The organism is Gluconacetobacter asukensis (genome assembly GCF_014174375.1).
Classification (GTDB): Bacteria; Pseudomonadota; Alphaproteobacteria; order Acetobacterales; family Acetobacteraceae; genus Gluconacetobacter; species Gluconacetobacter asukensis.
Genome location: NZ_JABEQE010000020.1, coordinates 1 through 18,003, shown reverse-complemented (window position 1 = coordinate 18,003; position 18,003 = coordinate 1). Strand labels below are relative to the sequence as shown.

Sequence of the window (18,003 nt, the reverse complement as noted above, 5' to 3'; positions counted from 1 at the left end):
ATGTGGCAATTTACAACGAGACGGCAGCGTCCCATGTCTTTGCCAACACTTGAGAGAAATTCATGTTCCGAACTGCTTCACGTATGTCATGACCTGTAAGCGGTATAATCAATGTCTCTTCACGGCTACCTCTTAGCATTTCCTTTGTGATCGTTTCAGCAAACCCGTTCCACGAAATCAGAAAACCTAGTGTTGCTCTCCGACTACGATTTTCTACTTTAGAACGAAATACGACAAATTCATTTTTTCCGCATTTCCGGGACCAATTCTTACACTCAGCGAGAATAATTGCTCCTTCCCGTTTGAAACGGGAATCTTCACTTCCATTTATAATAGAAATATCAATTTCCTCAGTCTCAGTAAGTATGCGCTGAGTGACTGACATGCCAGGAACTGTTTCAAATAGTCGGCTACAAAGTTCTTCTAAAGCACGCCCCTTATCCTGATTTGTCGATGCGGTTTCTACAGCGTCAACAAGATTATCTAGACTTTCTGATCCCCAGCCTGATAGGCGGGCGGCTATTTCTGATATCCGCTTGCCAACTTCGTCCGACGCAGCAGTTGCAGCTTCTTCGACTTGATGGCTAACTTTGAGTATAGCAGCGTAGGCCAAACTCAAATTGGTTTCGGTTGTCATTATTTCGAAACGTAGCGCGACATACGCCCCATCGTCATCTTGATAGGTTATCGCAACGTCGCCACAAGTTTTTTGCCGTGCCTCTACGGCTCGACGGACAAGATCAAGATACTGTTCCAGACCAATCGGAGAATACCAATACTTGCGCGTCCATGTATGATCGGCTTCCCCGACCAAATTCGCGCCTCGTCGGTAGATGGTGCCATTCCACTCGATTTTATGGATGCTATCTTCGATAGTACCGATTTGAAATCCGCAACCATCTGGAATATCATTTACATTAAGATTTTTTAGGACAGAAACTGGCAACACTGCTGGTTCCTCCTCATCCAATCCCCGTAAAATCTGCCGTGCTTGCGCTGCGTTCATTTGTATTCCTTTTAAAAGTCAATCAAATACCGATCGTGAAACGTGCCGAGATTAACTACTATCTTTTTGAGCAAATTACGTGGCCAAGACGATTGGATCCAGAGGGAGGACATCACGTCAACTTCTTTCGAGACGAGAGCTGAATCGCTCGTGTCCGCTTTGCAAGAATGGGTTCTGAAGTCAATACGTCCGAGATGAAGCGGAAATTGCCAGTCTCCTGTCTTCTATTACCGAACATTACCGTCTCGCGGTCATTGGACGATGAGTCCAATCAGACTGCCTTCTTCAGAACGGGACTGGCCTTGAAGCGCACGGTCTTGCCGGCCTTGACCTTCACCGGCTCACCGGTGCGGGGATTGAGCGCCTTGCGGGCCTTGGTCTTGTGGACCGTGAACGTCCCGAAGGATGGCAGCGTGAACCCGCCCTCCTGCTCCAGCTCGGCGACAATGGCCCCGACCAGGTCATCGGCGGCCTTGGCGGCGGCAACACCTGTGCAGGCGAGGGAATCCTGAAGAACGGCGGCAATGAAGGCTTTGCTCATGCGGGCGCAAGTCCGTGTGGTGGTCGATTCCGTGAACGGTAGCAGCGCCCTTTCGCCCCGTCACCGTTGAAACGGCGACACACCCCTATGCAAGTTCTTCTATCCCAGCGCCCTACGGCCGCGAGACACTTGTTGCGCTTCCGTGTCCATGCCTCTTTCTAATCAACCCCGCTGATCCATCGCCTCTCTCGGGAGGTCAATCGCGGGGTTCACGGTGTCCATCGCTCCCTTCCGTTCCGAAGCCGTCGCCCGCGGCACGCGCATGCTGCACACCGCCCTTGGGCCGGCGATTGCCGGGCATCTCGACGATCCGTCGATCGTCGAGGTGATGCTCAATCCCGATGGAAAGCTGTGGATCGACAGGCTAGCCGGCGGGATGGAGGACACCGGCACCCGGATCGCGCCGGCCGATGCCGAGCGGATCGTCCGCCTGGTCGCCCACCATGTCGGGGTCGAGGTCCATCCGGGCAGCCCGCGCGTCTCCGCCGAACTCCCGGGAAGCGGGGAGCGGTTCGAGGGGCTGGTGCCCCCGGTGGTGGCAGCACCCTGCTTTGCCATCCGGCGTCCCGCCGTCGCGGTGTTCTCGCTCGACGATTATGTGGCCGCCGGGATCATGACCGCCGAGCAGGCCGCGTTTCTGCGCCGCGCCGTCGCCGACCGGCAGAACATCCTGGTCGCCGGGGGCACCTCCACCGGCAAGACCACCATGGTCAACGCCCTGCTGGCCGAGATCGCGCAGACCGGGGACCGGGTGGTGCTGATCGAGGATACCCGCGAACTGCAATGCGCGGCGCCCAATCTGGTCGCTCTGCGCACCAGGGACGGCGCGGCCTCGCTCTCCGATCTGGTGCGCTCCTCTCTGCGCCTGCGTCCCGACCGGATTCCGATCGGCGAGGTGCGCGGCGCCGAGGCGCTGGACCTGCTCAAGGCCTGGGGTACCGGCCATCCCGGCGGCGTCGGCACGCTACATGCGGGCTCGGCGATCGGTGCCCTGCGCCGGCTGGAGCAGCTGATCCAGGAAGCCGTCGTCACCGTGCCGCGCACCCTGATCGCCGAGACCATCGACGTGATCGCGATCTTGTCCGGGCGCGGAAACGCGCGCCGGCTGGCCGAACTCGCCACTGTCCGGGGCCTGACCCTGGACGGGGACTACATCCTCACCCCCGCCGGAGACCCGTCATGACAAGCATGATCGCCCTGCGCCGCCGCCTCGCCGTGGCCGGCGCCACCCTGTCGCTCGCCCTGCTGTCGGCCCCGGCCTATGCCTCGGGCTCCAGCATGCCGTGGGAAACCCCGCTCAACGAGATCCTGGAATCCGTGCAGGGGCCGGTGGCCAAGATCATCTCGGTGATCATCATCACCGTGACCGGCCTGACGCTGGCCTTCGGCGAAACCTCGGGCGGGTTCCGCCGCCTGATCCAGATCGTCTTCGGCCTCTCGATCGCCTTCGCCGCGTCCAGCTTCTTCCTGTCCTTCTTCTCCTTCTCGGGCGGGGCGCTGATCTGATGGAGCCGGACGCCATCTCCGGCTTCGCTGCCCCGGTGCATCGCGCCCTGATCGAGCCGATCCTGCTCGGCGGCGCGCCGCGCACGGTGGCAATCGTCAACGGCACGTTGGCCGCAGCAATCGGGCTTGGCCTGCGACTGTGGATTGCGGGCGGCATTTTCTGGCTGGTCGGCCATCTCGCCGCCGTCTGGGCGGCCAAGCGCGATCCCGCCTTCGTCGACGTGGTGCGCCGGCACCTGCGCTATCCCACCCATCTGGTCGGGTGAGGGCGCCATGCTGAATCTCGCCGAATACCGCCATCGTCGCGACCGCCTCGCCGATTTCCTGCCCTGGGCGGCGCTGGTCGCCAGGGGCGTGGTGCTGAACAAGGACGGTGCCTTCCAGCGCACCGCCCGGTTCCGCGGTCCCGACCTGGATTCCTCGACCGCTTCCGAACTGGTCGCCATCACGTCGCGCCTGAACAACGCCCTGCGCCGTCTCGGCTCCGGCTGGGCCATTTTTGTGGAGGCACAGCGCCGGCAAGCGCGCGGCTATCCGGCCAGCCCGTTTCCCGATCCGGCCGCTGAACTGGTGGACGCCGAGCGCCGGGCACAGTTCGAGGAAGAGGGCGCGCATTACGAGAGCCGTTATTTCCTGACCCTGGTCTGGCTCCCGCCGGCCGACGACGCTGCCCGCGCGGAAGCCTGGCTCTATGAGAACCGCGCCCGTGGTGGCTCCGACCGGCAGGCGGTGGTCGCGGGCTTCATCGACCAGACCGATCGGGTGCTGGCGCTGCTCGACGGCTTCATGCCCGAGGCCGACTGGCTCGATGACTGCGAAACCCTGACCTATCTCCATTCCTGCATCTCCACGCGGATGCAGCGGGTCCGGGTGCCGGAAATCCCGATGCACCTCGACGCGATCCTGGTTGATGAGGAACTGACCGGCGGGCTGGAACCCCGATTGGGCGATGCGCATCTGCGCACGCTCACCGTCACCGGCTTCCCGACCCAGACCTGGCCGGGGCTGCTGGACGAGCTGAACCGGCTGGCCTTTCCCTATCGCTGGTCGACGCGGGCAATCTGCCTCGACCGCACCGACGCGACCAAGGTGCTGGGCCGGATCCGGCGGCAATGGTTCGCCAAGCGCAAATCGATCATGGCCATCCTCAAGGAGGTGATGACCAACGAGGCCTCGGTGCTGCTGGATTCCGACGCCGCCAACAAGGCCGCCGACGCCGATGCTGCCCTGCAGGAACTCGGCACCGACCAAGTCGGCCAAGCCTATGTCACCGCCACCGTCACGGTATGGGACGAGGATCCGACCGTCGCCGCCGACCGGCTGCGGCTGGTGGAGAAGACCATCCAGGGCCGCGACTTCACCTGCATGCGTGAGACGGTGAACGCCATCGAGGCCTGGTTCGGTAGCCTGCCGGGGCATGTCTATGCCAATGTCCGCCAGCCCTGCGTTTCGACCCTGAACCTGGCGCACATGATCCCGCTCTCCGCGGTATGGGCGGGGCCGGAGCGCGACGGGCATTTCGCGGCGCTACCGCTGTTCTATGCCCGCACCGAGGGTTCGACCCCGTTTCGCTTCGCACTCCACGTCGGCGATGTCGGACACACGCTGATCGCCGGGCCGACGGGGGCTGGCAAGTCGGTGCTGCTGGCCTTCATGGCGATGCAGTTCCGCCGCTATGCGGGCGCCCGGATCTTCGCCTTCGATTTCGGTGGCTCGATCCGCGCGGCCACCCTGGCGATGGGTGGCGACTGGCACGATCTCGGCGGCGCGCTGGCGCAGGACGGGGACGAACCGGTCGCGTTGCAACCGCTGGCGCGGATCGACGAGCCGGGCGAACGCGCCTGGGCGGCGGAATGGGTGGCGACCCTGCTGGAGCGCGAGGGCGTCACGGTTGCCCCCGACCTCAAGGAGCATCTGTGGTCGGCGCTGACCTCGCTGGCCTCGGCACCCGTGGCGGAACGCACCATCACTGGTCTGTCGGCGCTGCTCCAGTCGCTGGCGCTGAAGCAGGCATTGCAACCCTACTGTGTTGGTGGCCCGTGGGGGCAATTGCTCGACGCCGAGCATGAGCGTCTTGGTGTTGCCGATATCCAGGCCTTCGAGATCGAGGGGCTGATCGGCTCGGGTGCGGCGTCCGCCGTGCTGTCCTATCTGTTCCATCGCATCGAAGACCGGTTTGACGGCAGCCCGACGCTGCTGATCATCGACGAGGGTTGGCTGGCGCTGGATGATCGCGCCTTCGCCGGGCAACTCCGGGAATGGCTGAAGACGCTGCGCAAGAAGAACGCCTCCGTCATCTTCGCCACCCAGTCGCTGGCCGATATCGACGCCAGCCCGATCGCCCCCGCGCTGATCGAAAGCTGCCCGACGCGGATCTTCCTGCCCAACGACCGGGCGCTGGAGCCGCAGATCACCGCCATCTATCGCCGTTTCGGCTTGAACGACCGCCAGATCGAGATCCTCAGCCGGGCCACGCCCAAGCGCGACTATTACTGCCAGTCCCGTAGAGGCAACCGGCTGTTCGATCTCGGCCTGTCCGAGGTGGCGCTGGCCTTCACCGCTGCGTCTTCCCCCGACGATCAGGCCGTGATCGACCGGATCTTCGCCCGGCATGGGCGTGACGGGTTCGCGGCGGCCTGGCTGGCGCACAGGGGCGTGGACTGGGCGATCGAAATGCTCAGGCCGGGAGAGGGATCATGAAAAATGGGCTGACAATGAAATCGGCTTTCCTATTTGGCGCTGTCCTGGTGCTGCCGTTTTCTGTGACCGCACCGGCCCAGGCGCAATGGGCGGTCTATGACGGCGCCGCCCATGTCCAGACGGTGCTGATCGCGGCGCGGGAATTGCAGCAGGTCAACCAGGAGGCGCAAAGCCTCACCAATGAGGCGATCATGCTGGAGAACCAGGCCCGCAACCTCGCCAATCTCCCGCTCTCGGTGCTGGCGCCGCTGGAGCAGTCGATCGAAGCGACCGAGCAGATCGTCGGGCAGGCGCAGGGCTTGGCCTATAACCTGACCAGCATCGATCAGGCCTTTACCCAGACTTACCCGCAGGCGCTGGCGAGCCCGAGTTCGGCGGCGCAGATGACGGCCGACGCCCAGACGCGATGGCAGAACGCGCGGGGCGCCTATCAGGACGGGCTGCGCGTACAGACCGGCGCGGTGCAGAATCTCGATGCCACGCGCAGCCAGATCGACAGTCTGGTCACCTCGAGCCAGGCGGCGAGCGGCGCCTTGCAGGCCGCGCAATCGGGCAACCAGCTTACCGCGCTGCAGACCCGCCAGCTTGCCGACCTCACCGCGGTCGTGACGGCGATGGGTCGCGCCCAGGCGCTGGAAGGCGCCCGTCAGGTCGAGGGCGAGGAGCAGGGCAGGGCTCAACTGGCGAATTTCCTGAATTACGGGGCCGGTTATACCCCCGGCACCGCGCAGATGTTCCACTGATGCACTGGCCGCGCCTTTCCCCGCCGATCGTCTTCCGGCTCGTTGCCGTCGGGCTGGTCGTTCTGATCCTGGTTGCCGCGAGCCTGCATCTCCGGCACGTCCCTCGTGACGTGGGGGTGCCGGATCTAGGACCGCCGGGCTCTCGTGACCGGTTGGCCGCTGGTCTCGCACGCTGCCAGGCCCTCGGCATAAAGGCCGACGGCGATCCGGCTTGTGCCGCGATCTGGGCCGAGAACCGCAAGCGCTTCTTCGCGCCTGACGCGGCACGGTGACGCCATGCAGCAGGGCACCGGCGTCATCGACAATTTCCTCGCCACCTTCACCCAGTATATCGATTCCGGCTTCGGTCTGGTGCAGGGCGACGTCCACTGGCTCGCCGGTGTGCTGATTGCGATCGACATCACCCTGGCCGGGTTGTTCTGGGCACTGGCGCCGGATGAAGACGTGCTGGCGCGTCTGATCCGCAAGACCCTGTTCATCGGCATGTTCGCCTTCATCATCGGCGACTTCAACGGGCTGGCGAAGATCATCTACGAGTCCTTCGCCGGGCTGGGCATCGAGGCCGGTGGTGGACATCTCACCCAGGCGCAGCTGCTCCAGCCGGGGCGGCTGGCGCAGGTCGGCATCGACGCCGGCAAGCCGATCCTGACCTCGATTTCCTCACTGGTCGGCTTCATTGCCATCTTCAACAACGCGATCCAGATCGCGGTATTGCTGATTGCCTGGCTGATCGTGGTCATCAGCTTCTTCGTCATGGCGATCCAGCTTTTCGTGGCGCTGATCGAGTTCAAGCTGACCACGCTCGCCGGGTTCGTACTGGTGCCGTTCGGCCTGTTCGGCCGCACCGCCTTCCTCGCCGAGAAGGTGCTGGGCAACGTGGTGTCGTCCGGGATCAAGGTGCTGATGCTGGCGGTCATCGTCGGCATCGGCTCGACGGTATTCGGCCAGTTCACCAGCGGTTTCAACGACCCGCCCACCATCAATGATGCGCTGACCCTGATCCTCGCTTCCCTGACCTTGCTCGGCCTGACCGTGTTCGGCCCGGCATTGGCCAATGGGCTGATCGCCGGTGGTCCTCAGTTGGGTGCGGGCTCCGTCGTTGCCACCGCGGCCGGGGTCGTCGGTGCCGGCGTGGCCGCCGCGTCAGGGGTCGGACTCGCTGCGGGTGCAGCGATGGCGGCCGTTCGTGGTGGGGCCTTTGTCGCCGGAGGTGCCACAGCCGCCTATCGGGCGGGCGGCGCGGCAGGTGTGGCCAAAACCGGACTGTCCGCTGCCGCCAGCCCGTTGCGCCGCGCGGCGGCCAGTGTCCGCACCAGCTATCAGGCCGGCGGGGCGGCCGCGACCGGCGGCGCTGGTGGTGCGACCGCTTCGGGTGCTGGCGGTGCAGGCTCCGCCGGCAAGCCGCCAGCCTGGGCCAGCCGGATGCAGCGCAACAACCGGATCAAGGGCGGGGCTGACGCCGCCGCGCAGGCGATCAAGGGCGGTGACCGACCTAGCGGCGGCCACGACGTCGATCTCTCGGAAGGAGAATAGCCATGTTCCGCCGCCCCAATGTGCGTTTCGGCAAAACACCGGAGCCCGAGACCCCCTATCACAGGGCCGGACAGGTCTGGGACGACCGCATCGGCTCGGCCCGTGTCCAGGCCCGCAACTGGCGGCTGGCCTTCTTCGGCTGTCTCGCTTTGAGCGGCGGCCTGGGCGCCGGGCTGGTCTGGCAGTCGCTGCGTGGCACCGTCACCCCCTGGGTGGTGCAGATCGACCATCTCGGGCAGGCGCAGGCCGTCGGTCCGGCGACGGCTGCCTATCGGCCGACCGATCCGCAGATCGCCTGGTATCTGGCGCGCTTCATTTCCGAGGTGCGCGGCATTCCCGCCGATCCGGTGGTGCTGCGGCAGAACTGGCTCGACGCCTATAACTACGTCACCGATCGCGGCGCGCTGGCCCTGAACGATTATGCCCGCACCAGCGATCCCTTCAGCCGGATCGGCAAGATGCAGGTGGCAGTCGAGATCGCCAGCGTCATCCGCGCTTCCGACGACAGCTTCCGGGTGGAATGGATCGAGCGCCGCTATGTCGACGGCGCGCTGGCCGCCACCGAGCGCTGGAGCGCGATCCTCACCATCGTCGTCACTACCCCGACCGATGCCGAGCGGCTGCGCAAGAACCCGCTCGGCATCTACATCCACGCCCTCAATTGGTCCAGGGAGCTCGGCTGATGCGCACCTTCAACACCATCGCGCCGCTCATGATCCTGCTGGCGCCGCTGGCGGCCTGCTCCTCATGGAAGCCGCCTGCCATCAAATACGACGATACGCCCCGGCAGGCGGTTCTCACCCCGGAGCCGCCCAAGCCGGTGCAGGTGGTGGCACTCCCCGAGCCCCTGCCGCTGCCGGGGCAGCTCAAGCCGATCCCCTTTCGGCATGCGGCACCGGACCCGACGGATCCGCACCAGCGGGTCGAGCGCGCCAACAGTGCGGCGCGGATCCAGCCGACGCGGGCCGGCTATCTCAATGCAATCCAGGTCTATCCGTTCTCCGAGGGTGCGCTCTATCAGCTCTACGCGGCGCCGGGGGAGATCACCGATATCGCGCTGCAGCCGGGCGAAAAGCTGGTCGGCTCCGGTCCGGTCGCTGCCGGCGATACCGTGCGCTGGATCATCGGCGATACCGAGAGCGGGGCAGGGGCGGCCAAGCGCATTCATATCCTGCTCAAGCCGACGCGCCCGGACCTGACCACCAACCTGGTCATCAATACCGACCGCCGCACCTATCATCTGGAACTGCGCTCCGATGAGCGGACCTATATGGCGTCGGTGTCCTGGGATTATCCTCAGGACCAGATCGTCGCCCTGCGCGACCAGGATCGTGACGCGGACCTCACGACGCCAGTCGCGACCGGCGTCGATCTCGATGCGCTGAATTTCCGCTATCGGATCGAGGGCGACGAGGCGCCATGGCGGCCGTTGCGGGCCTTCGATGACGGGCGGCAGGTCTTCATCGAGTTTCCGACCGGCATCGCCCAGGGTGAGATGCCGCCGCTGTGGGTCATCGGCCCGCAGGGTGACGGCCAACTCGTGAACTATCGGGTGCGCGGCAATCGGATGATCGTCGATCGTCTGTTTGCCGCAGCCGAGTTGCGGCTGGGGGCCAAGCACCAGCAGGTGGTGCGGATCGTCCGCACCGACGGGTCGCGGCGGTCATGAGCGAAAGCGCCGGAAGTGGCGGCACCGAAACGCCAGGGGCCGCCGTCAGGCCATCTGGAGAGATGCGGCTGCGGACGACGCGGCCGCCGGTCACGCGGCTGTCGCGCAAGGTGATCGTGGGGCTGGCCGTCGTCGCCGTGACCGGCGTCGGCGGCGCGCTCTATCTGGCGCTGAGGCCGGTGCCACCGAAGAGCAATGCCGAACTCTATAATACCGGCAGTCGCACCACGCCCGACGGGTTGGCCAATCTGCCGGGAGACTATAGCCATCCGCCGCGTATCGGTCCGCCGCTGCCCGGCGATCTTGGCGGGCCGTTGCTTAAGGCTGGCGTGGGTGCTCCCGGCATGGCGACACCGGCCGCACCCGCCGATCCGGAGAAGCAGCGTATCGCCCAAGAGCAGGAAGCCGCGCGGGTCAGCCATCTGTTCACCCAGACGCAGATGGGGCGGGATATCGCGACGCCGGTGACACCGGGCACGACCGCAGTCCCGCCAAGCAGCGTTCCCGCCGATCGCAAGCAGGCATTCCTCGACGGTCCGGTCGATCACCGCACCGTCAGCGTCGAGAGGCTGACACCCATTCCCAGCCCCTATGTGCTCCAAGCAGGCGCGATCATTCCCGGTGCGCTGATCACCGGCATCCGTTCGGACCTGCCCGGTGAGGTCACCGCCCAGGTAACGGAGAATATTTATGACAGCCCGACCGGACACATCCTGCTGATTCCGCAGGGCGCAAAGTTGATCGGCCGCTATGATTCCCAGATTGCCTATGGCGAGACCCGCGTGCTGCTGGTCTGGACCCGGCTGATGCGCGGAGCCGGGGATTCGATCGTGCTGGAAAACGAGCCGGCCGCCGATACGGCGGGGTTCGCGGGCTTGCAGGACCAGACCGATAACCATTGGGGCGAGGTGTTCAAGGCCGCCCTGGTCTCGACCGTCCTCAGCGTTGGTTCCGAAGCCGATATCAGCGGCGGCAATGGCATCGCCCAGGCGTTGCGCACCGGCGGCTCGCAGGGCTTCAACCAGATCGGCGAGCAGATCGTCGGGCGATCGCTGAATATCCAGCCCACGAATATCATCCGGCCAGGCTTTCCGGTGCGGGTCATGGTGCATCGTGACCTGGTTCTCACCCCCTACGGACAGGAGGTTTCCCGATGACGAAGCTCAGACTCGGGCCGATTGCGGATGACAAACCGGTGCGGCTCACTGTGGAACTTCCTGCAGCCGTACATCGTGATCTTGCCGAATACGGGCGGCTGCTGGCGCGTGAGAGCGGTCGGAGCGAGATCGCCCCCGCGAAGCTGATTGCGCCGATGCTCGCGCGCTTTATGGAGGCGGATAGGGGCTTTCGGAAGCAACGCGAAAAGGCAGCGCTCTGCAGCGGGCCTTCGTCTGATCCCTCATGAATGTGACGAATTTTCCGATCACGGGATCTTCTGTCTCCGGTCGCCATACCAAGCTGACTTCGAAGTGCGCATTCTCCTCGGCGATAGGCACAAACGTAAGGCCCGGAAGATTCAAGGTAGAATAAGTCTGTGGCGCGATCGTGATCCCGTAACCCGCACGTACGAAGGCGAGCACGGTCATATTGCTTGCCTCGAAGACCCGTAGGCCTGCGATAGGCAAGCGGTTAGCGAAGAAGTCCCGACCAGTTGGATCCGTTCCCCATACCCCCGCAAGCAAAGGCTCATTTTCTAGATCGGTCCAGCGCAGTGCCTGTTTATCCGCTAGATGATGACCGGTCGGCAAGACTGCCATCAGGAGTTCAGAATACACCGGGGAACCCGTCTCATAACAGTGCAGCAGGAAATCCGGCACCAGAGCAGCATCGATTCGGCGGCTGGTTAGCGCGGCATGAAGAGTGCTTTCACCCGCTTCATGGGGTGTCACGCTGACGCCAGGGTGGATTTTACGCCACTCCAGAAGCAGGTCAGCTAGAAGGCTATTCACGGGCGGCAGGTGGAAGCCTAAGCGGATATCGCCTATTTCTCCAGCACTGGATCGACCGAGAATTTCTTTCAAGGCATTAGTCTCGACTAAGACACGGCGAACGTGACGAAGGGCAAGGCGACCCGGCGAGGTGAGTCGGATTCCGGTCGATGTCCTTTCTATCAACGTGACTCCGAGCCTGTCCTCAAGTCGGCCAACGGCGCGGCTGAGGGTTGATACCTGCAACTGCAAAGCATGCGCGGCCCTGCCGAAACTTCCAGCTTCAATAACTGCTAGAAAATAACCGAACTCCGCGACTTGCATGGTCCCGACTACCCGATTTTTTTGCTGACACTGTGACAAGGAACTGCAATGCGATTTTGCCGCTGCGATTCCGGCAGATCATTTCGCCGAGCGAGGCATCGTAGAGCGGTCTTTGGAATCATCATTTCGCCGAGAGATCCGTTATTCTACGCTTGTGTCAGTCACCCGCATCTTTGTCTGATGTGTTGCTACGATCTTGTGTCAGGTTCACGAAGGCCTGTGCAGCAGTCCAAGCTGCTGGAAAACCGGCATACGGGGCTGTTTGCACGATGGCTTCTTCGATCTCGGCCTGAGTCAGACCGTTCGTCAGGCCGATACGAAAATGGTTTTGCAACTCAGATGTCTGGCGCAGAGCGACCAGAACGGCGATCGTTACAAGGCTTCGATGCTTGCGATCCAGCCCATCACGACTCCACACTTTGCCGAAGATGAACTCCAGCGACAGGCCAGCGATGACAGCCTCTGCGCCGATTCCGTGAGCCAGCTCCTGCATTTGCGTCGCCCTGGCCTTCCCCCTCAACTCGGCGTAGACGCGGGCGCCTTCAGCAAGCTCCTCTTTCATGCCGAAGCCGCGCCCAGAACAGCCTTCGGCTCCAAATAGGCCTGGAGTCCAAAGACGCCGTACTCGCGGCCGATGCCCGACTGTTTGAACCCGCCGAACGGTACGGTGGGATCGTGTGGTGCGCCGTTGATAACAATACGCCCTGCCTGGATCTGGCCGGCTACTGCCGTCGCCCGATCTAGGTCGGAGGAGATGACATAGGCCTGTAACCCATAGCGCGTGTCGTTGGCGATTGAGATCGCTTCTGCCTCATTCTTATAGGTCAGGATGCACAGCACCGGTCCGAAAATTTCCTCCCTAGCGATTGTCATGTCATTGGTGACGTTGGCGAAGATTGTCGGCCTCACGAAGTAGCCGCCGAGGCCGTCGGGGTGCCCTTCGCCACCGGCGACGATGGTGGCGCCTTCCTCGATGCCGAGCCGAATGTAGTGCTGGACCCGCTCGTATTGAGTCTGACTTACCATCGGCCCAATGGTCGTACCGGCGTCGCGCGGGTTGCCTGCTTTTATTTTTTCAAGGGCGATCTGCGTCTCCGCGAGCGCTTCATCAAGCCGCGAGGCAGGGACGAGGATACGGCTGCCGGCAATGCAGGCCTGGCCACTGTTCGCGAAGCCTGTCTCAAGCGCCAGCGGAATTGCCTTGGCGAAGTCGGCGTCGTCAAGGATCACCGTGGGCGATTTGCCGCCGAGTTCCAAGGTCACGCGCTTCAGGGTGTCGGCGGCGGCACACAAGATCGACTTCCCAACCGCGGTGGAGCCGGTGAATGAGATTTTTGATATGTCAGGATTTGCGGAGATTTCAGCGCCCACCACGTCGCCTCGTCCATTGACGATATTGAACAGGCCGGCAGGCGCGCCTGCCTCATGCAATGCTTCAAGCACGACCTGCGTTTGAGCAGCGCTCATCTCGCTAGGCTTAATGACGGCAGTGCATCCAGCGGCCAGCGCATAGGCAAGCTTGTTGCAAATGAAGCCGGCATTGCTGTTCCAAGGCGTGATCAGCCCGCTCACGCCGACGGGCTCCATTATGAGTTCCGCGGTACCAATCCGTTGAGTCAGATCGAAACCTTCCAGGGTACGCGCTGCATCCAGGAAGCTACTTGATGCGTAAGCGGCCATCCAGGTCGATCGAGAGATCGGTGCGCCGTACTCAAGAATGATCGCATCCAGCAGGGCGTCTTTCTTGGCCTCCATCGCGTCGTGAAGACGATGCAGAAGGGAAATGCGTTCCGCCTTCGTAGTTCGCGACCATTCCGGAAACGCGCGCTTCGCTGCTGCAATGGCGGCTCTTGTGTCATGCACATCTCCCAGCCTGACGTGGCCGAATACTTCCCCGGTTGTTGGGTTGTGCAAATCGAACAGCTCGGTTCCATGTGGCTCGATGAACTGGCCATCAATGTAGACGTGAGTAATCTCTTGCATCTCAATTTTTCCTGACCGGAGCGACTACGCAAGATATAGGGCTTACGAATGTCCATTATAATCCGTATTATCATTCATGAAGTGATGCAGGAATCTGGATAATGCGGAAAATCGGGATCGTGGAGCTTGAGGCGGCAATGGCAGTCGCCACGCGACGAAGTTTCCGCGCCGCGTCCTCTGACCTTGGCGTTTCCCCAACGGCACTTAGCCAGACAATCGCGGGGCTCGAAGCAAGGTTGGGCGTTCGCCTGTTCAACCGGACGACGCGTAGCGTCTCTCCGACACATGCCGGAGAGCAATTCCTCGCGGAAATCGAACCGGCCGTGGGTGTGATCAATCATGCGATGGAGACTGTCAACAACCATCGGGATAGACCTGCCGGCATATTGCGAATCAATAGTTCCGTTGGAGCAGCACGACGTATTCTCTCCCCCATTATTTTGGATTTTGTGCGTCTTTATCCCGAGATGCAGGTGGATCTCGTGACGGAAGACCGCCCGATCGACATAGTGGCTGAGGGTTTCGATGCGGGCGTGAGACCGGGTGACGCGGTGCCTGGCGATATGATTGCCGTCCGTCTGGAGCCAATACAGGGATCTGCCGTGGTTGGGTCGCCAGCTTATTTCGAGGGTAAGGCAGCGCCTGAGACGCCTCAGGACCTGCTGCGCCATACCTGCATTCGTGCGAGGATGCCCAGCGGGAGCATGTATCGCTGGGAGTTCGAGCAGGATGGGCGGATTGTCACGCTCGATGTGCCGGGAAGGCTTACCCTTGATGACGCAAGCTTGACGCTGGAGGCTGCGCTGGCTGGGGCGGGCCTAGCCTATTTGGCCGAATGGTGGATCGGTGAGAGCGTTCGTGACGGGAAACTTCGCCGGGTCCTAGATGGCTTTGTTCCCACATCAGCAGGGCTGTGTCTCTATTATCCAAGCCGCCGATTTCAATCCGCCGGATTGCGTGCCTTGATCTCATTTATCGAAGAAGCGCGTCGCAAGAGGACATCTGACCATGTGGCTACCATCCGTCGGCGCAGCCGGTAGCGATTATCTTCATTGAGCGCGCGCGGCGTCGAGGGTGCGAAGTTCCAAGAGGGCATCGGCTAGCGTACGCTTGCTCAACAGGTCTAATACCGACTCATCGACCTCGTCGGCCAAGTTTCCAAAGAAGCGTTCGACATTGCAGCTGACAAGGCAACGATGGGGGATGTCGCTACGTCCGGTCCACAGCTTCTTGTTCCCCATAGTGGCCTTATAGATGTCGCCAAGCGTAATCATGGCCGCGTCGGTGCTTAGACTTACACCCCCATCTCGTCCCATGGTGGAATGAACAAGACCTGCCTGGATCAGGGGGACCAGCAATCGCCTGACAAAGGTCGGGTTGGAGTCAATCCCCTCAGCCAACTGGGCGGAGCTCAATCGTTCGACGCCTGCGGTCTGGGCTAGCGCGAGGCTAAGCATCATCTGCAAGGCCGTTGGGAAACGGACATCGATCATCATCTGCTCCTTGCCGATCAATATGTATCTTTTATCATTGCATATCAAGCGCGAAATATGCATCTATGATAGGATCACTTCTCTTCAAGGAAACTTACCATGTCCGATGAACGTGAAATTCAGCAGTTGATGGCTCGATATGTTCGGGCAGCCGATCACCGAGACGGAGCGGCAATGGCCGAACTCTTCGTGCCAGAAGGCAAGGTGGAGATATTTTATAACAATGCAGGGACGCCCGAGCCGCTTGGCGAGTTGATCGGGTCGGAAGCCATTGGCGCGGCCGTGACCACGATGATGAAGCCACATCCGCCGCGTGGATGGAGCCATCACACCACCCATGACCCGATCATCGAAGTGAATGGTGACACCGGGATGCTTGACGCCCAGTTCGTAGTGTTCAACGTCGTTGGTGCGGAAAAGCCTGAAGGGGGTTGGCCGGAAGGAGCCTATGGTGCGCAAGGAACGATCGCCCCGATAGAGACCGGTTATTATCGTCCGATTCTAAAAAAAATCGATGGACATTGGATGATAGCGCACCATCGTATCTATCTCGACCTTCCGATGGCCTTCTAGGAGAAGCGACATGAAGGGCGTTTCTTATAAGAGATTCGGCGGATCTGAAGTCCTCGAATACGGCGAATTGCCAGAGCCGAAGCTGTCGCAGAATGCCGTGATTGTCCGCATGATGGCCGCAGCAATCAATCCGGCCGATGTCGCATTGCAGGCCGGCTTTGGTGAGAGTTTTATGGAGACATGGTTTCCCGTCGTGCCCGGATGGGATCTCGCCGGAATCGTCGAACGCGTAGGAGCCGGCGTCATCGAATTTCAGCCGGGCGATGAAGTCATTGCCTATACGCATCAGGAAATCCTGCACAGTGGTACTTATGCGGAACTGGTGAGTGTGCCTGTAGAGCGCTTATGGCGAAAGCCAAGGAATGCTTCATGGGGCGAAGCGGCTGGGCTCCCACTCGCCGGGTTAACGGCCTATCGTTCGGTTGTTGACACCCTGCGTGTATCCGACGCGGATGTCGTTCTCGTACTCGGTGCGTCAGGAGCCGTCGGCTCGTTGGCGACACAGTTGGCGGTGGGGTCAGGCGCCACCGTAATTGGAAGTGCCTCTGTCTCACACCAAAACTATGTGACGTCGATCGGAGCGCTACCCATCCAGTACGGCGACGACGTCGCTGAACAGGTTAGAAAGCACGCCCCCGCTGGCGTGACGGCTATCGTGGATTGCGCGGGCCATGGCTCGTTGGCGACAGCTATGGCTGTAGCAATCCCAGGCGCGAGAGTCTGTTCGATAGCGGATGGCGGCCCTGGGGTAACAACCGTATTCGCCCGCCCAGATACCCGAATACTTGCCCGGCTCGTCGATCTGGTTGAAGCCGGGTCTCTCAACGTCAAAGTTGCTGTGTCGTTTGCCTTGGCGGACGCTGCAATCGCTCAAGATGCTTTGAAGGAAAGATCCAGGCAGCCCGGAAAGATTGTTCTCGTTCCAGATATTACCCGATGATATCGAGTATCATTAAACCTCATTCAAAAAGGCTTCAAACATACTTTGGGAGTAATGACGGAAGGCTGCGACGGCAGAGGTTTCCTGGGAAGGCCAACGAAATATCGGGCGATCAAGTATAGGCCTTTCATCCAACGGAAAGTAGCCCTTCGGGGAAAGTTAAGCCCTTAGTTGTAGAGTGTGCAATGGGGTTAGGATCTCCGCCCCGCTCCGGGCTCCGATCCTGGCCCCATTGCCTTGAATGGTGCGGTGCGCGCCGTCGGGGTCTGATATCCCAAGGCCGAATACGGCCTGGCGGTGTTGTAGTCGGTTTTCTAGGCTGAGATGACGGCGAGGGCCTAGGCCATGCTTGTAAAGATTGTCTTGTTCAGAAGTTCGTCTCGCATTCGGCCATTGAAGCTCTCAACATAGCCATTCTGTCTGGGCCGGCTTGGGGGCAATGTAGCGCCATTGCATGCCATGATTCTGTGCCTATTTCAGCACGACATTCGCAGTCAGTTCATTGCCGTCGTCGGATAATGTGATGCGGCATGTAGGAGAAGGCTTGGACGAGTATTGTCGTCGTTCACTGTGAGGTCTTATCGATCTATTTCATTCCCACGTCCTGCTGGCTGATTTGACAGTAATACGGATGCAAACGGGGTGAAAACCGGAATGAAAGGAGTGGGAATTGAGACATTTTTGATCGACAATTCCCGCATGGAAAGCTTCTCCAGACTGAACATCCCGGTCGTCAGAAATACAATGTCGGAGGCTATGCCGGTATCAGACGGTTGTAGATCGATTACTGTTCCTTCTTGAACAAATCCTGGAAAATGAGCGGTCCCCAAATGCGGCCGCGTGCATGCACTAATGCGCCACCCTCGTTGAGTTTTCCCAGCTTGACGGGTGCGAACCCGAGTTGTTTGGCCAGGGCCACCACGGGAACGGTCGCATCCTCATCGTCACTCGACAGAAAGACGACCCGGTGGCCGCCCTCGACGACCGGATCGGTCGCCAGGGTGGCGGCAATCAGGTGATTGAACGCTTTCACCAGCTTGGCGCCGGCGAACGCCTTCGCGGCG

20 protein-coding genes and 2 pseudogenes are annotated in these 18,003 nt (G+C 61.5%); 14 read left to right on the top strand and 8 right to left on the bottom strand.

Annotated features, from left to right (window positions below; genetic code table 11):
- Positions 1–10: 10 nt before the first annotated feature.
- Together HLH35_RS16940 and HLH35_RS16935 are read right to left on the bottom strand one after the other, a co-directional pair.
- On the bottom strand, positions 11–1,006 hold the full coding sequence (locus tag HLH35_RS16940) for a restriction endonuclease (protein WP_182980276.1): 996 nt from the start codon (positions 1,004–1,006) through the stop codon (positions 11–13).
- A 271-nt stretch (positions 1,007–1,277) separates the two neighbouring features.
- On the bottom strand, positions 1,278–1,547 hold the full coding sequence (locus HLH35_RS16935; protein ID WP_182980275.1) for an HU family DNA-binding protein: 270 nt from the start codon (positions 1,545–1,547) through the stop codon (positions 1,278–1,280).
- 214 nt (positions 1,548–1,761) lie between these two features.
- On the opposite strand from HLH35_RS16935, the gene trbB reads away from it, so the two are divergent.
- Genes trbB through HLH35_RS16880 form a run of 11 tightly spaced genes read left to right on the top strand, consistent with a single transcriptional unit; the run spans position 1,762 to position 11,103 of the window.
- Positions 1,762–2,730 (top strand): P-type conjugative transfer ATPase TrbB, encoded by a 969-nt coding sequence (gene trbB / locus HLH35_RS16930; RefSeq protein WP_182980274.1) that lies wholly within the window; start codon positions 1,762–1,764, stop codon positions 2,728–2,730.
- Positions 2,727–3,053, top strand: coding sequence for a TrbC/VirB2 family protein (locus tag HLH35_RS16925; RefSeq protein ID WP_182980273.1), 327 nt, complete (start codon positions 2,727–2,729; stop codon positions 3,051–3,053). The genes trbB and HLH35_RS16925 overlap by 4 nt, the downstream gene beginning before the upstream one ends.
- Positions 3,053–3,319, top strand: a complete 267-nt coding sequence (locus HLH35_RS16920; RefSeq protein ID WP_182980272.1) for a VirB3 family type IV secretion system protein — start codon at positions 3,053–3,055, stop codon at positions 3,317–3,319. Before HLH35_RS16925 ends, HLH35_RS16920 begins: the two co-directional genes overlap by 1 nt.
- Positions 3,320–3,326: 7 nt before the next feature.
- Entirely contained in the window at positions 3,327–5,753 is a 2,427-nt protein-coding gene (gene trbE, locus HLH35_RS16915; protein WP_182980271.1) for a conjugal transfer protein TrbE, read from the top strand.
- Positions 5,750–6,496: a P-type conjugative transfer protein TrbJ gene (gene trbJ / locus HLH35_RS16910; RefSeq protein ID WP_182980270.1), complete on the top strand. Its 747-nt coding sequence runs from the start codon at positions 5,750–5,752 to the stop codon at positions 6,494–6,496. Before trbE ends, trbJ begins: the two co-directional genes overlap by 4 nt.
- On the top strand, positions 6,496–6,768 hold the full coding sequence (trbK-alt, locus tag HLH35_RS16905; protein ID WP_182980269.1) for a putative entry exclusion protein TrbK-alt: 273 nt from the start codon (positions 6,496–6,498) through the stop codon (positions 6,766–6,768). Before trbJ ends, trbK-alt begins: the two co-directional genes overlap by 1 nt.
- Before the next feature lie 4 nt (positions 6,769–6,772).
- Entirely contained in the window at positions 6,773–8,029 is a 1,257-nt protein-coding gene (gene trbL, locus HLH35_RS16900) for a P-type conjugative transfer protein TrbL (protein WP_182980268.1), read from the top strand.
- A gap of 2 nt (positions 8,030–8,031) precedes the next feature.
- Positions 8,032–8,712: a conjugal transfer protein TrbF gene (trbF, locus tag HLH35_RS16895; protein WP_182980267.1), complete on the top strand. Its 681-nt coding sequence runs from the start codon at positions 8,032–8,034 to the stop codon at positions 8,710–8,712.
- Positions 8,712–9,698, top strand: a complete 987-nt coding sequence (trbG, locus tag HLH35_RS16890) for a P-type conjugative transfer protein TrbG (RefSeq protein ID WP_182980266.1) — start codon at positions 8,712–8,714, stop codon at positions 9,696–9,698. The genes trbF and trbG overlap by 1 nt, the downstream gene beginning before the upstream one ends.
- Positions 9,695–10,855, top strand: coding sequence for a TrbI/VirB10 family protein (locus HLH35_RS16885; protein WP_182980265.1), 1,161 nt, complete (start codon positions 9,695–9,697; stop codon positions 10,853–10,855). The genes trbG and HLH35_RS16885 overlap by 4 nt, the downstream gene beginning before the upstream one ends.
- Positions 10,852–11,103 (top strand): DUF2274 domain-containing protein, encoded by a 252-nt coding sequence (locus HLH35_RS16880; protein WP_182980264.1) that lies wholly within the window; start codon positions 10,852–10,854, stop codon positions 11,101–11,103. The genes HLH35_RS16885 and HLH35_RS16880 overlap by 4 nt, the downstream gene beginning before the upstream one ends.
- Here HLH35_RS16880 and HLH35_RS16875 read toward each other — a convergent pair.
- From HLH35_RS16875 to HLH35_RS16865, 3 genes are all read right to left on the bottom strand, one after another.
- Positions 11,024–11,950, bottom strand: a complete 927-nt coding sequence (locus tag HLH35_RS16875) for a LysR family transcriptional regulator (RefSeq protein WP_182980263.1) — start codon at positions 11,948–11,950, stop codon at positions 11,024–11,026. The genes HLH35_RS16880 and HLH35_RS16875 overlap by 80 nt on opposite strands.
- A 157-nt stretch (positions 11,951–12,107) precedes the next feature.
- A complete protein-coding gene (locus HLH35_RS16870) occupies positions 12,108–12,512 on the bottom strand; it encodes a carboxymuconolactone decarboxylase family protein (RefSeq protein WP_182980262.1) in 405 nt (134 codons plus the stop codon).
- On the bottom strand, positions 12,509–13,933 hold the full coding sequence (locus HLH35_RS16865; protein WP_182980261.1) for an aldehyde dehydrogenase family protein: 1,425 nt from the start codon (positions 13,931–13,933) through the stop codon (positions 12,509–12,511). Before HLH35_RS16865 ends, HLH35_RS16870 begins: the two co-directional genes overlap by 4 nt.
- A 101-nt stretch (positions 13,934–14,034) precedes the next feature.
- On the opposite strand from HLH35_RS16865, the gene HLH35_RS16860 reads away from it, so the two are divergent.
- Positions 14,035–14,973: a LysR family transcriptional regulator gene (locus HLH35_RS16860; RefSeq protein ID WP_182980260.1), complete on the top strand. Its 939-nt coding sequence runs from the start codon at positions 14,035–14,037 to the stop codon at positions 14,971–14,973.
- A 9-nt stretch (positions 14,974–14,982) separates the two neighbouring features.
- On the opposite strand, the gene HLH35_RS16855 is transcribed toward HLH35_RS16860, so the two are convergent.
- On the bottom strand, positions 14,983–15,447 hold the full coding sequence (locus HLH35_RS16855) for an RrF2 family transcriptional regulator (protein ID WP_220790742.1): 465 nt from the start codon (positions 15,445–15,447) through the stop codon (positions 14,983–14,985).
- 78 nt (positions 15,448–15,525) lie between these two features.
- Here HLH35_RS16855 and HLH35_RS16850 point away from each other — a divergent pair, with 78 nt between their 5' ends.
- Entirely contained in the window at positions 15,526–15,999 is a 474-nt protein-coding gene (locus HLH35_RS16850; RefSeq protein WP_182980259.1) for a nuclear transport factor 2 family protein, read from the top strand.
- A gap of 10 nt (positions 16,000–16,009) precedes the next feature.
- Entirely contained in the window at positions 16,010–16,939 is a 930-nt protein-coding gene (locus HLH35_RS16845) for an NADP-dependent oxidoreductase (protein WP_182980258.1), read from the top strand.
- 317 nt (positions 16,940–17,256) lie between these two features.
- Here the strand turns inward: HLH35_RS16845 and HLH35_RS20025 are convergent.
- Positions 17,257–17,458: pseudogene (locus HLH35_RS20025) on the bottom strand (integrase core domain-containing protein); the annotation flags it as partial.
- Positions 17,459–17,723: 265 nt separating this feature from the next.
- A pseudogene (locus HLH35_RS16835) lies at positions 17,724–18,003 on the bottom strand (NADP oxidoreductase coenzyme); the annotation flags it as partial.